The sequence below is a fragment of the Methylocystis sp. Se48 genome, assembly GCF_056269425.1.
Genome location: NZ_CM149850.1, coordinates 226,414 through 239,478, shown reverse-complemented (window position 1 = coordinate 239,478; position 13,065 = coordinate 226,414). Strand labels below are relative to the sequence as shown.

Below are 13,065 nucleotides of genomic sequence, written 5' to 3'. Positions count from 1 at the left end.
GGCTCAGCGCCGCCAAGCCCGATAGCCGGTTTCGCGCTTGTGGCTGAAGAGAATCATCAGCGCGCCGAGGCCGCCAAAGGCGACGCTCACCGGCAGCAGCATCAGCGTCGTCGCGACGGGATCCCATAGGAAAGCCGATTTCGCCTCAAGGCCCGCGCGCAGCGACTCATAAAGCGCCGGAAATGTCTCGGAAGCGCCCCGGCGCAGGGTCGTGACCATCAGCGCGCCGCCCGCGATCGAGCGCGTGCCGTCGACGATGAGGGCGATGAAACCGCCGGCGAGAAGCAAAAGACCGAGAAAACGGGTCAGGAGGCGAAGCATCGCCGCAAGGATAAGAGGTTGCGCGGCGCCTGTCCACGCGCGGGCTAAGCGGGGCGCGGGCGCCGGCGCCGATTCCGGCGGCGTTTTGGCGAAGCGTTAACCTTAATGGGGTCTGATCATCCCCTGAGGTCGGCAACCATTCTTTCGCGAGTGGGAGCGCCGGCCGGCTGTATCGGGGCTCGCCGCCCCGCCAGGGTCGACAATGCGCAACCGTGATCAGTCCTTTCATTACGTCGACGCGTCCGGCGACTACGTCGTGCAGGTGTCGCGCGGCCATTTCAGCCGCAAATTCAGGGTTTCTCCGGTCGTCCTCGCCGCCTGCGCCGGCGTCGCCGGCCTCGTCGGCGCCGCCGTGATCGCCGCCGGCGGCTATCTCATGTTTCGCGACGAACTGCTCGCCGGCCTCATCGACCGCCAGACCCAGATGCAATACGCCTATGAGGACAGGATCGCCGCGTTGCGCCTGCGCCTCGACCAGGTCGCGAGCCGGCAGTTCATCGATCAGGACGGCGTGGAAGGAAAGGTTCAGAACCTCGTGTTGCGGCAAGCGCAGCTCGAGACGCGCGCCGCCGTGGTGGCGCAGCTCCTGGAGCGCACCATCTCCCGCGACGCGGGCGTAACGTTGATCTCGCCGGCCATGCGCGCCGACGCGCCCGCCTCCGGCGCCGCCAGGCCGGGCCAGCCGCTCGCGAAGGCCGCCGCGCCGACGGCCGCGAAGGGCGCCATCGGGGAGCCCATCATGAGCTACTCCGGCAAGCCGGAGCCGGAGGGGCTCGATTTGCGGCTCAACGGGGAATCCAAACCGCTGCCGCTGGCGCCGCCCAGCGCCGCCCCCCGGCAGGGCGAAATCCTGCCGATCGACACCTCTTTCGCGCCTCAGGCCAACGCCCCGGCGGCGTCGCTCGCCCACGCCGCCAATCCGGACGCGCCCATGCCGGCGCGGCTTGAGAGCCTCGCCCTGTCGCTCGACCGGATCGAGCGCGATCAGGCCCGCCGCCTCAACGGGATCGTCCGCCCGGCGATCGAGGCGGCGACGCGCCTGCGGCGCGCCTTCGACATCGCCGGGCTTCCGGTCGAGCGCTTCATTTCGAAAATCCGCCGCAAGGATGCGCGCGACGCCGTCGGCGGGCCCTTCGTGGCGGCGGATCCGAAAGCGGCGGACGGGCTTTTCGAACGCGATCTCGCCGCCGCCCAGACGGCCGTCGCGACTCTCGACGGCCTGCGCCGCGCGCTGCCGATGACGCCGCTCAGGAAGCCGCTCTCCGGCGACCTCCAGATGACCTCGACCTTCGGTTACCGCACCGATCCGTTCTTCGGGCGCCCTGCGCTGCACAGCGGCGTCGATCTGCGGGAGGAATATGGCGCGCCGGTCAAGGCGACGGCGGCGGGCGTCGTCAGCGTCGCCGGCCCGCAGGGCGGCTACGGCAATCTCGTCGAGATCGACCACGGCGGCGGCCTCTCCACCCGCTACGGCCATCTTTCGGCCGTCAACGTGACGCCGGGCCAGCAGGTCGCGCCGGGCGCGGTGGTGGGCCGGGTCGGCTCGACCGGCCGTTCGACCGGCCCGCATCTTCATTACGAAGTGCGCATCGACGGCGAGGCGGTCGACCCAACGCGCTTCCTGAAAGCGGCCTCGGCGCTGGGCGGAATCATTCAGTAGATACAAGGATTGACAGCGGGCCCGCCCAGTGGGACGCTGCCGCCATGGCGAAGACGAAGATCTTCAAATCCGGCAACAGCCTCGCGGTGCGCCTGCCGCGCGACATCGCCTTTCCCGAGGGTGCGGAAGTGATTGTCTCCCGCCAGGGGGAGAGCCTGCTGGTCTCGCCCGCCCGGCTCGACATGAAGACGCTCGTGTCGAGGCTGGCGCTCCCGCCGCAACCCGGCGCCGCGCTGGAACGCCTGGAATTCAAGCCGCCCCGGCGCCCATGGGCAGAGGACTGACCCCATGGCGCGTTATCTGCTCGACGCTTCGGTCGTCTTCGCCGCTGCGAGCGGCGAGATGGCGACGCTCGCCCGGCTCTCCAGACTCGCGATCGGCGACGTCGCTATTTCCGCTATCGTCTATGCGGAGCTTCTGGGGGCGGCCGCGCAGGCGCCGAAAGATGCTCGGCTCGCGGAAAACATCGCGCTCCTCGGGCAAAATCTCGATATTCTCCCCTTCGACCGCGCCGCGGCCGATGCCTATGGGCGAATGCTGCGCAAAATCGAACCCAAGCGGCGCCGCGCGCTCGACCGGATGGCGGCCGCACAGGCGGTCTCCCTCGGGCTCGCGCTCGTCACGCTGAGTCCGCAGGATTTCGGGGATATCCCCGGTCTCGCGCTGGAAAGCTGGGCGTAAGCCCCTACTCCACGTCCTCCACCTTCTCGGGCCCGCCGCCATAGATGCGCTGGGCGAGAGAAGCCTGCATGAAGGCGTCGAGGTCGCCGTCGAGCACCTCCTGCGGCGTGCCGGAGGTGACGCCGGTGCGCAGATCCTTCACGAGCTGATAGGGCTGCAGGACGTAGGAGCGGATCTGGTGGCCCCAGCCGATGTCGGTCTTGCTCGCGGCCGCCTTGTTCGCCTCCGCCTCGCGCTTTTCGAGCTCGAGCTCATAGAGACGCGCGCGGAGCATATTCCAGGCCGTGGCGCGGTTCTTGTGCTGCGAGCGCTCGGCCTGACAGGCGACGACGATGCCGGTCGGAATATGGGTGATGCGGATGGCGGAATCGGTCGTATTGACGTGCTGGCCGCCCGCCCCCGACGATCTATACGTGTCGATACGGCAATCCGACTCCTTAACGTCTATTTCAATTTTGTCATCGACGACGGGATAGACCCAGACGGAGGCGAAGCTCGTATGCCGGCGCGCGTTCGAGTCGAAGGGCGAAATGCGCACCAGGCGATGGACGCCCGACTCGGTCTTGGCCCAGCCATGGGCGTTGTGGCCCTTGATCAGCAGCGTCCCCGACTTGATGCCCGCCTCTTCGCCGGCGGTCTCCTCGATGACCTCGACCTTGAATTTCTTGCGCTCGGCCCAGCGAGCGTACATGCGGAACAGCATGCGCGCCCAGTCCTGGCTTTCCGTGCCGCCGGCCCCCGAATGGATTTCGATGAAGGTGTCGTTGCCGTCGGCTTCGCCCGAGAACAGCGCCTCGATCTGGCGCGTCTGGGCCTCCTTGAGAACGGCCTTGAGGGCCTCGATTCCCTCTTTCTCCGTGTCTGCGTCGCCGGCTTCCTCGCCGAGTTCGACGAGCGTCAGCGCATCGTCGAGATCGCGGGCGAGCTTGTCGAGCGCGCCCATCTGCTCCTCGAGCTGGGTGCGTTCGCGCATGAGCTTCTGCGCTTCGTCGGGATCGTTCCAGAGAGTGGGGTCTTCGGCCTTGACGTTCAGTTCGGCGAGACGGCGGGTTGCGGTCTCGACGTCAAAGATGCCTCCTCAGCAGTCCCACGGACTGCTCGATCTGTTCCTTGAGCGCAAGCGGCTCGGCGCGCATATGTCTCTAGCTTTCGATGAATTCGGGAGCGGCGCTCCCGCGTCGGATGGCGCGGAAATTAGGCGGGGCGCGACGGGATGTAAAGCGTCGCCTCTCAATAGCCGCCGTCCGCCGGGCGCGAGGGCGGCGGCGTGCGCGGGCGGCTTTCCTCCTCGGGTCCGCGTCCCGTGAGCCCCCAGCGGCGCATCAGGAGCATGACGGCCCCGGCCGCGACGAAGCAGACAATCGTGGCGTAGATGGTTCCCTCCTCGCTCTCGGCGAAGGGAAGATTTTTCAGATTCATGCCGAAAAAGCCGGTGACGAAGGTTGCCGGCAGCAGCAGGGTGGTGACGAGGGTCAGCACATAGAGCCGGTCGTTCGTCTCGAGATTGAGAATGGCGTTGAGTTCGTCCTGCAGGAGTCGGGCGCGCTCCTGCAGCGTCTGCATGTCGCGCGCGAGCGATTCGGTGTGCTGAACGAGGCGCGCCGCCATTTCGCGCAGCTCATTGTCGGTCGGATCCTCTGGATCGTCGTCGATGGCCTCGAGGCGCGCCAGGGTCGAGACGAGGCCGCCGATCTGGCGCGACAGGCGCACCGCGTCTCGCCGTCCGCCCCCGAGGAGCGGACGGGCCGCGCGACCGCGCGAGTCGATGATGAGATCCTCGGCGCGGTCGAAGGCGGCGCCGATGTCGTTCGCCATGCGGCTCAATTCGTCGACGAGACGCGCCGCCATCAGCTCGAAGAGGGCGAGCGGCGACTCGACCCGCGCGCCGCGGCCGATCGCGCCGCGCGCGGCCTCGACGCAGCTCATCGGCCGGCGACGGGCCGAGACGAAGAAGGTCTCGCCGATCGCGAACCGCAGAAAATCGGTGCGCGAGGCGGGACCGGCGAGCGTGCGCTCGTGGTCGAGCAGCGCGCCGCTGACGAGGCCAGCCGAATATTCGAGATATTGGTGGTCGACCGGATCGCAGAGCGCTTCCCGCGCGCTGTCCGAAAGCGCCGCGAGGCGCCCGATGAGCGGCCGCGTGCGCACATCCGTCAAATCCATGTGCAGCCAGACGAAACCCTCGCGTGGCTGGCCAATGGAATCGAGATCCGCCGCATCGCCCGGCGCAGCGCGGCCCTGCGCATCGAAGCGGAGAATCCAGAGGCAGCCGGGAATGCCGGCGTGGGGGGCGTCCTTGAGGCGGTCTTGGGTCATGCGCTCGGCTTCTCTATATGCAGCCAGTGACCGGCGGGAAGATGACGGCCGCATGACGACGCCCGGCGCGCGGGCTGATTCTCGCCCGGGCGCCGGAAACCCAGGGCTTCTCAGGCAAACGGCGACGCCCCCTCCAGATCGCCGATGAGCGCGCTATCGCCGGACGCGGCGGAGCGATACGCCGCCCTGCATGACGCAGGCCGACGATCGGCTCGCGCGTTCCTACGTCATCACGACGTTCACCGCGCTCTCCGGCAGTTCCTTGCCGAAGCAGCGCTGATAAAACTCTGCGACCAGCGGCCGCTCCAGCTCGTCGCATTTGTTGAGGAAGGTGAGGCGGAAGGCGAAGCCGACATCGTTGAAGATTTCGGCGTTCTCCGCCCAGGTGATGACCGTACGCGGGCTCATGACCGTTGAGAGGTCGCCGGCCATGAAGGCGTTGCGGGTCAGGTCCGCGACGCGCACCATCTTGTTGGCGATGTCGCGGCCCTCCTTGGCGGCGGCGTAGGACTTCACCTTGGAGAGGACGATGTTGGTCTCGGCGTCGTGCGGCAGATAGTTCAGGGTCGTCACGATCGACCAGCGGTCCATCTGCGCCTGATTGATCTGCTGCACGCCGTGATAAAGGCCCGAGGTGTCGCCGAGCCCCACCGTATTGGCCGTGGCGAACAGGCGGAAGGCCGGATGCGGGCGAATGACGCGGTTCTGGTCGAGCAGCGTCAGGCGGCCCGAGACCTCCAGCACGCGCTGGATGACGAACATCACGTCCGGGCGGCCGGCGTCATATTCGTCGAAGCAGAGCGCGACATTGTGCTGGACCGCCCAGGGCAGGATCCCGTCGCGGAACTCCGTGACCTGCTTGCCGTCCTTCAGCACGATCGCGTCCTTGCCGACGAGGTCGATGCGGGAGATGTGGCTGTCGAGATTGACGCGCACGAAGGGCCAGTTGAGCCGCGCCGCCACCTGCTCGATATGGGTCGATTTGCCGGTGCCGTGATAGCCCGTGACCATGACGCGGCGGTTCCTCGCGAAGCCCGCGAGAATGGCCAGCGTCGTCTGGCGGTCGAAGAGATAGTCCGGGTCGACGTCCGGGACATGCTCGTTGCGCTCGGAGAAGGCCGGAACCACGAGATCAGTGTCGATGCCGAAAACCTCGCGCGCCGACACCTTCATGTCCGGCATACTTTCGAGGCCCGAGCCGGATTTAACTTCATCGACCAAAATCGTCCTCCGTCTGGCGGGGCGTGAATTCTCGCGCGGAACCGGCGTCTGAGCGGTCAGACGAGCCGCGCGGCCCTCAGCGTCTTATAGGCATGGATGATTTCCCGCAATTTTTCCTCGCGGGAACGATCGCCGCCATTTGCGTCGGGGTGGTGACGCTTGACGAGTTCCTTGTAGCGCGCCCGGATCGCCTCCGCACCGGCGGTTTCATCGAGGCCGAGCGCCTCGAAGGCGCGCATCGCGACGGGCGAATAGCGCGGCTGCTTCTTCTCGGCCGCGCGGCAATGGCGGCGGGCGCGATACATGCCGAGCGGATCGCCCGTGGGGCGGCCGTCCTCGCGGAAGCCCGCCTGCCCGCGGCGCGCGCCCATGGCCCAGGTCGGGCGATGGCCGACGGTCGCGTCCTTCATGTAGCGGGCGACGTCGGCGTCGTTCATCCCATTGAAATAATTGTAGGTCGCATTGTATTCGCGGACGTGGTCGAGGCAGAAGCAGAAATATTGCCCCTCGCGCAGCCGGCCCATGGGGGCGCGATAGGCGCCTTCAGCCTCGCAACCGGGCGAATCGCATTTGATCGTCGTCTCGCGCTTCTCCTCCCGCGGCTGACGCTGCGTTCTGATGCGATCGAAGAGGGGCGAATTCAGATTCATGTGATCCCATTATGATGGCGGCGGGCTCCGCCGCAAGCGCGGACCGCGCCAATTTTCGTTGCGCGCCCGATCTTGCAAGGCGGGCGCTCCGGCTCCAGCTGACGGAACATTGGACGGAGGAACTATGACGGATCAGGGTAAAGGACCGGTGGCGGCCAGGATCGAACGCAAGCTTGCCGAGGCGCTCGCGCCGGTTTCATTGCAAGTGATCGACGAATCGCATCATCACGCCGGCCACGGCCATCCCGGCGACAAGCGCCACGGGAGGGAGAGCCACTTCCGGGTGGAGGTGGTGAGCGCCGCCTTTACGGGCAAGAGCCGGATCGAGCGGCACAGGATGGTGAACGCCCTGTTGGCGCAGGAAATCGCCGAAGGGGTCCACGCGCTGGCGATCGGGGCGAGGGCGCCGGGGGAGGCGTAGCCCGGCGTGGCGGCTCACCCGGCCGGGAACGTCCGCGCGAGCCACGCCGCCGTCACCCTGTCATGCCACCCGATACGGCTGGCCCGGTCATGGAACCCCAAATGCCCGCCGCCCGGCGCGAAGGCGGTTTCGACGGCGGCAAGGCCCGGCCAATCGACCGCCTCGTAGCTGGCGGCCGGAATCCAGGGGTCGTCCATCGCGTGGACGACCAGCGTGGGACGGTCGATGCTGCGCAAAAAACGGCCCGCTGAGTTCCGCTGATAATAGTCGGCGGCGCCCTGAAAGCCGAAGCTGGGCGCGACAAAGCGGTCGTCGAATTCCCAGATCGTCCGCGCCGTCGCGATCGCCGCGCGCTGTGCTGGCGTGATGCCGGCGCCCGGCGCGAGGGCCTCGCTTTTCAGGCCGTTCAGCAAATAGAGATGGTAGACGGCGTTGCGCCGCGACTGAATGCGCAGGCTCGCCGCCGCGAGGTCGAGCGGGGTCGAAACGGCGACCGCGCCGAGGACAGGCGCGCCATGGCCGCCCTCGCCCATGAATTTTAGGACGAGATTGCCGCCGAGCGAATGGCCGACGAGCGCGACGCCGTGACGGACAAGCGCGGGCGGCAATTGGCGCAGCGCCTCGGCGAGGTCTTCCGTCCGCCCCGCGTGATAGCGGCCCTTCGAGGTCGGACGGGAAACCGCCGAGCCGCGCAGATTGAGGCGCAGCACCGGCCAGCCTTCGGAGACGAGATGCCGCGCCGTCCGCACGACATTGACGCTCGCCTCTGTGCCGGTGAGGCCGTGGACGAGGACGACGAGGGGCCTTTCGGAAGGATGAGCAGAGCGGTCGAGCCGGGCCGCCAGACGGTCGCCGTCCGGCATGGGCAGCAGCAGCCGCTCGCCGCCGGGGAGCTCCGCCGGCGCAGGGAGCAGAATATTGCGAATCGTCTGAAGGTCCGGGCCCCACCAGGGCGCCCGCTCCCGAAAGTCTGGCCAGGTTTCGCGCGACATGCGGCGGCCGGACGGGCGCTAGCCGAAAATCTCGACCTCCTCGCCTTTCTCCAGCCGCTCGATGACGGCCCGGCAGGCGGGGGCGAGCTTCTTCTTGTTGCGCGCGAGGCACGCCTGCATGGGCGCGCCATAGCCGACGCCCTCGCAATAGGCCTTCCCATCCGCGCCGCAGTCGCGAATCACCTGCCGCAAGGGAATGGCCCAAGCGGGCGCGGCGGCAAGAAGGAGCGAGACCAAAACTGAGACGACGAAACGCATCATGTCCAGGATCCGACCGAACGCGCTCAATCGGCGGGCGCGTAATCCGGGCAGCCGAACTGCAACGGCTGCTTGAGGTAATATAGGCGGAACGGCGCATAATAGCGGCAATTGACATGCCACCCGCCTGGATCTTTTGCGGTCGAGAGCAGCACGCCCTGCTTGTCGGCGTAGAGCTTCAGATTGAAGGCGAAGGCCGCGCAAACGACAAGAAAGACCGACGCCGTCTTGACTGTTTCCATCGACTTTCGCGCCCGATGGCTGGACCGGGGCGCCCTCTTTTCGGACTCCGGACGTTTTCGACTCTCCACCCTGGCGCGCGCCCCTTGCGCGGGACTGACCGCGCTGGCCGTCTTCTCGCGCCGGCAGGCGCGCCTTGACGGAAGCCGCGCGGGCGCGTAGCGCGGGCGCAGAATCCGCTTCGCGCGGCAAAATCAGGAAATACGCGAAATGGCGACCCCCAAGCCCGGCGAAAAGCCGGCCGATCCCCGCTTTTCGTCCGGTCCCTGCGCCAAGCGTCCGGGCTGGTCCCTCGACAATCTGAAGGGCGCGGCGCTCGGGCGCTCGCACCGCTCGAAGGCCGGCAAGGAGAAGCTGAAACAGGCCATCGACCTCACCCGCGAGGTGCTGCGCGTTCCCGCCGACTATCGCATCGGCGTCGTTCCGGCCTCCGACACGGGGGCGGTCGAGATGGCGCTGTGGTCGCTGCTCGGCCCGCGCGGAGTCGATGTGGCCGCCTGGGAAAGCTTCTCGGCCGATTGGGTGACGGACGTCGTCAAGCAGCTGAAGCTGCCCCGGACCCGGACCTTCGCCGCGCCATTCGGCGAATTGCCGGATCTCTCTCGGGTCGATTTCGACAATGATTTCGTCTTCGCATGGAACGGGACGACCTCTGGCGTGCGCGTCCCCGACGCCGATTTCATTCCCGCCGGCCGGAAGGGATTGACGATCTGCGACGCGACCTCGGCCGCTTTCGCGCAGAACTTGGATTTTTCGAAGCTCGACGCGACCACCTACAGCTGGCAGAAGGTGATGGGCGGCGAGGCGGCGCATGGGATGCTGATCCTCTCGCCGCGCGCCGTCGAGCGGCTCGAGAGCTACGCGCCGCCCTGGCCCATGCCGAAAATTTTCCGGCTGACGAAGAAGGGCAAGATCAACGAGGGCATCTTCGAGGGCGAGACGATCAACACGCCCTCGCTTCTCGCGGTCGAGGACTATCTCGACGCGCTGCGCTGGGGGCGGTCGATCGGCGGCCTCGACGCGCTGATCGCGCGCTGCGACGCGAGCGCAAAGACGGTCGCGGATTGGGTGGCCAGAACGCCCTGGGTCGACCATCTCGCCAAAAATCCCGCGACCCGCTCGAATACGAGCGTTTGCCTCGTCTTTTCTGAGCAGTGCGCGGCGCGCACGCCGGAGGAAAAGGCGGCCCTCGCCAAAAAGATGGTCGCCATGATCGAGGCGGAGGGCGCGGGCTACGATTTCGGCGCCTATCGCGACGCGCCCCCCGGCTTCCGCATCTGGTGCGGCGCGACCGTCGAGGCGCGGGACGTCTCGACCCTGACCGAATGGCTCGACTGGGCCTACGCCGAGGCGGCCGGGGAGGCGGTTTAGCCCGCCGCCGAAGGCAGATCGGCGGCCGACCTCGGCTCTCGCAGCGCGAGGCCGTTTCGCTCGGCGCGGCGGTTGGCCGAAGCCGCATAGGCCGAGCGCCGAGCGCGCATCACAGACCCGAGCGGCCGATGGGCGGCGAGGCCCCGCCAGGGCGTGAAGGAATAAGCGTCGTCGATGAGGCGGGAGCGGTCTTCGCTCCACGCCGGTTGCGGCGGCGCGCGCAGCCGCGCCACGGGCACATAGGGGCTCTTTTCCTCGGACCAGGGCGCCGACGGATCCTCGATCGGCATGGCCTTCGCGTCCACGCAAAGCTGCGCGCGCAGCTCCCATTCCCCGCCCTCTCTTGCGAAAAACGCCGCGACCGCCTCGCGCAGCGCATTCGGTCCTGTCGAGAGGTCCACGAGCCCGAGCGCCTTCAGCGCCGGCGAGACTGGCGCGACCGAGAGTTTGGCGACATACCGGCCGAAGAGCAGCGCGCCCTGACTAAAATAGGCGTCGTTCAAAACATTCTTCGGCGGATAGGCGCCGAGCGCGTTGAAGAGGGCGGCCGGGACGCCGAAATTTTCGAGCGCCGGCGCAATGGCCTTGGCGATTCCCGCCACCGCCCGCTTCAGGAACTCCGGCTTCTCCGTCGCCTCGGCGAAGAGCCGCAGCGCGCGAGCGTAGCGGTCCGCCGTCGGCGAGGGAAAGGCGTCGCCCGTGGCGAGCAGGAAGTCCTGCGTCACGTCGTCGGGAAAATCCGGCAGACGCTCGCCCTCGACTCCCACGATTTTCAACCCCAGCCCGCGCGGAAGGGACACTTCGTCCGAAATGATGTTGCAGGGCAGCGTCGAGAAACGCATGAGGAGCGGATAGGTCGCGGGTTTCGCAAACAATCCCTGCCGGTAGGGCTCCGGCAGATCCGGCAAAACCTCCGCTTCTCCGACGAGAAGGCCGTGGCTCTTGGCGTGGACGGCGCGGCGCGCATGGCCGCTGCGTTCGAAAGCGCCGTCGACGATGCCGCAGATGGTCGCGACCACCTCGGCCCGTGTCTCGGGATCGTCGGCGTCCGGATTTTCAAGGTCGGCGCTGTAGGGAAGCGGATTCAGCGGCGGGACGGAAACCATCTCGACTCCTCGCAAAAAATCAAAGAGCAAACTTGTCAAATCATTCTGAACAACACCGAAAGCGGCCTTTGGTTCCCTCATCCCGGCAGGGCCTGCGACAAAGAGCTTTCGACGGACGGCCGCGCTATTCATGTATAGAGCGGCCTCGAACGCAAAAGCCCCGATTCGCGCGCCGACGGAAACCAACGATGCCTCCCCGCGTCCTCATCTCCGATTCGCTTTCCCCTGCCGCCGTAGAGATTTTCCGCATGCGGGGAATCGAGGCCGATTTCCAGCCTGCGCTCGGCAAGGACAGGGAAAAGCTCGCATCCGCGATCGGCGGCTATGACGGGCTCGCCATCCGGTCCGCCACGAAGGTCACGGCGGAGATCCTGGCGAGGGCCGGACGGCTCAGGGTCATCGGGCGGGCCGGCATCGGGGTCGACAATGTCGACGTCGCGGCCGCGACGGCGCGCGGCGTGATGGTGATGAACACGCCCTTCGGCAATTCCGTCACCACCGCCGAGCACGCCATCGCCCTGATGTTCGCGCTCGCGCGGGAAATCCCCGCCGCCGACGCCTCCACCCAGGCCGGCAAATGGGAGAAGAATCGCTTCATGGGCGTCGAGATCGCGGGCAAGACTCTCGGCGTCATCGGCTGCGGCAACATCGGCGCGATCGTCGTGGACCGGGCGCTGGGCCTGAAGATGCGCGTTCTCGCCTACGACCCCTTTCTCACCGAGGAGCGCGCCCAGACGCTCGGGGTCGAAAAAGTCGATCTCGACGAACTGCTCGGGCGCGCGGACTTCATCACCCTCCACACGCCGCTGACGGCGCAGACGAAAAACATCCTCTCCGCCGAGGCGCTGGCCAGGACGAAGAAGGGCGTGCGCATCGTCAATTGCGCGCGCGGCGGGCTCGTCGACGAGGCGGCGCTGCGCGCGGCGCTCGACGCCGGCCATGTCGCCGGCGCGGCGCTCGACGTCTTCGCGTCGGAGCCCGCAACGGAGAACCCGCTGTTCGGGCGGGCCAACGTCGTTTGCACGCCGCATCTCGGCGCCTCGACGGCCGAGGCGCAGGAGAAGGTGGCGTTGCAGATCGCGGAGCAGATGTCCGATTATCTGATCCGCGGCGCGATCACGAACGCCGTCAACTTCCCGTCGATCACCGCCGAGGAGGCGCCCCGCCTCGCGCCCTTCGTCGACCTCGGGGAAAAGCTTGGCCTCTTCGCCGGACAGATCGCCCGCTCGGGGGTCGAGACGCTGTCGATCGTTTTCGAAGGCGCCGTCGCGCAGCAGAAGACGCGCGCCATCGCGGCGGCGGCGCTGTCCGGCCTGCTGAAGCCGATCCTGGAGGATGTCAATCCCGTCTCGGCGTCGGTCATTGCGAAAGAGCGCGGCCTCGCGGTCGAGGAAGTGACGCGCGAGGCGCACAGCGGCTACGAATCGCTGCTGACGCTCGTCGCGAAGACCGCCGGGGGAGAAATCCGGGTCGCCGGCACGGTCTTCCACGACGGCAAGCCCCGAATTATGCGGATCGGGGACATCGGCGTGGACGCCGAGTTCTCCCCCTCCATGATCTACACGCGCAACGAGGACCGGCCCGGTTTCATCGGCCGTTTCGCGGGCGTTCTGGGCGAGGCGCAGGTCAATATCGCGACATTCGCGCTCGGGCGCGACCGACCCGGCGGCTGCGCGGTGGCGCTCGTGGCCATCGACGGCGCGCTGCCCGAGGACGCGCTCGCCGCCGTCCGGGCCCTGCCCGGGGTGAAACAGGCGGTGACGTTAAGGTTCTAGAAAGCCTTTTCTTTCCTCACTGTTGCATAACTGCAACGCTCGCGACCTAAACG

General features: G+C 67.4%; 15 protein-coding genes. 6 read left to right on the top strand and 9 right to left on the bottom strand.

Annotation, left to right across the window (positions count from 1 at the left end):
* Nucleotides 1-3: 3 nt before the first annotated feature.
* Complete coding sequence (locus ACV959_RS01200; protein ID WP_475738114.1) at nt 4-321, bottom strand: hypothetical protein; 318 nt, start codon at nt 319-321, stop codon at nt 4-6.
* 202 nt (nt 322-523) lie between these two features.
* On the opposite strand from ACV959_RS01200, the gene ACV959_RS01195 reads away from it, so the two are divergent.
* Genes ACV959_RS01195 through ACV959_RS01185 form a run of 3 tightly spaced genes read left to right on the top strand, consistent with a single transcriptional unit; the run spans nt 524 to nt 2,662 of the window.
* Nucleotides 524-1,981 (top strand): M23 family metallopeptidase, encoded by a 1,458-nt coding sequence (locus ACV959_RS01195; RefSeq protein ID WP_475738113.1) that lies wholly within the window; start codon nt 524-526, stop codon nt 1,979-1,981.
* Nucleotides 1,982-2,025: 44 nt separating this feature from the next.
* The gene (locus ACV959_RS01190; protein WP_475738112.1) at nt 2,026-2,265 is read left to right on the top strand and encodes an AbrB/MazE/SpoVT family DNA-binding domain-containing protein; all 240 of its coding nucleotides are present in this window, start codon (nt 2,026-2,028) and stop codon (nt 2,263-2,265) included.
* A 4-nt stretch (nt 2,266-2,269) separates the two neighbouring features.
* A complete protein-coding gene (locus tag ACV959_RS01185; RefSeq protein ID WP_475738111.1) occupies nt 2,270-2,662 on the top strand; it encodes a PIN domain-containing protein in 393 nt (130 codons plus the stop codon).
* 4 nt (nt 2,663-2,666) lie between these two features.
* Here ACV959_RS01185 and prfB read toward each other — a convergent pair.
* The 4 genes from prfB to ACV959_RS01165 all read right to left on the bottom strand — a co-directional run bounded on the left by prfB (nt 2,667) and on the right by ACV959_RS01165 (nt 6,849).
* Nucleotides 2,667-3,798, bottom strand: a protein-coding gene (gene prfB / locus ACV959_RS01180; protein WP_475738110.1) for a peptide chain release factor 2 whose coding sequence is annotated in 2 segments (ribosomal slippage) — nt 2,667-3,728 and nt 3,730-3,798 — 1,131 coding nt in all. Because the reading frame shifts where the segments join, the coding sequence is not laid out codon by codon here.
* Between the two features lie 94 nt (nt 3,799-3,892).
* A complete protein-coding gene (locus tag ACV959_RS01175; RefSeq protein WP_475738109.1) occupies nt 3,893-4,978 on the bottom strand; it encodes a CorA family divalent cation transporter in 1,086 nt (361 codons plus the stop codon).
* 222 nt (nt 4,979-5,200) lie between these two features.
* Complete coding sequence (cobS, locus tag ACV959_RS01170) at nt 5,201-6,160, bottom strand: cobaltochelatase subunit CobS (RefSeq protein ID WP_475739725.1); 960 nt, start codon at nt 6,158-6,160, stop codon at nt 5,201-5,203.
* Nucleotides 6,161-6,255: 95 nt separating this feature from the next.
* On the bottom strand, nt 6,256-6,849 hold the full coding sequence (locus ACV959_RS01165; protein WP_475738108.1) for a J domain-containing protein: 594 nt from the start codon (nt 6,847-6,849) through the stop codon (nt 6,256-6,258).
* Nucleotides 6,850-6,973: 124 nt separating this feature from the next.
* Between ACV959_RS01165 and ACV959_RS01160 the strand changes: the two genes are divergently transcribed.
* Entirely contained in the window at nt 6,974-7,270 is a 297-nt protein-coding gene (locus ACV959_RS01160) for a BolA family protein (protein WP_475738107.1), read from the top strand.
* A gap of 14 nt (nt 7,271-7,284) precedes the next feature.
* Here the strand turns inward: ACV959_RS01160 and ACV959_RS01155 are convergent, their stop codons facing one another.
* From ACV959_RS01155 to ACV959_RS01145, 3 genes are read right to left on the bottom strand one after another with little or no spacing between them, the layout of a single operon-like run.
* A complete protein-coding gene (locus ACV959_RS01155) occupies nt 7,285-8,262 on the bottom strand; it encodes a YheT family hydrolase (RefSeq protein WP_475738106.1) in 978 nt (325 codons plus the stop codon).
* Between the two features lie 18 nt (nt 8,263-8,280).
* A complete protein-coding gene (locus ACV959_RS01150) occupies nt 8,281-8,523 on the bottom strand; it encodes a hypothetical protein (protein WP_475738105.1) in 243 nt (80 codons plus the stop codon).
* Nucleotides 8,524-8,546: 23 nt separating this feature from the next.
* Complete coding sequence (locus tag ACV959_RS01145; RefSeq protein ID WP_475738104.1) at nt 8,547-8,762, bottom strand: hypothetical protein; 216 nt, start codon at nt 8,760-8,762, stop codon at nt 8,547-8,549.
* A 208-nt stretch (nt 8,763-8,970) separates the two neighbouring features.
* Between ACV959_RS01145 and ACV959_RS01140 the strand changes: the two genes are divergently transcribed.
* The gene (locus tag ACV959_RS01140) at nt 8,971-10,131 is read left to right on the top strand and encodes a phosphoserine transaminase (RefSeq protein ID WP_475738103.1); all 1,161 of its coding nucleotides are present in this window, start codon (nt 8,971-8,973) and stop codon (nt 10,129-10,131) included.
* Here ACV959_RS01140 and ACV959_RS01135 read toward each other — a convergent pair.
* The gene (locus ACV959_RS01135; protein ID WP_475738102.1) at nt 10,128-11,237 is read right to left on the bottom strand and encodes a catalase family protein; all 1,110 of its coding nucleotides are present in this window, start codon (nt 11,235-11,237) and stop codon (nt 10,128-10,130) included. The genes ACV959_RS01140 and ACV959_RS01135 overlap by 4 nt on opposite strands.
* A 188-nt stretch (nt 11,238-11,425) precedes the next feature.
* Here ACV959_RS01135 and serA point away from each other — a divergent pair, with 188 nt between their 5' ends.
* Entirely contained in the window at nt 11,426-13,012 is a 1,587-nt protein-coding gene (gene serA / locus ACV959_RS01130) for a phosphoglycerate dehydrogenase (protein ID WP_475738101.1), read from the top strand.
* The last annotated feature ends 53 nt before the right edge of the window (nt 13,013-13,065 follow it).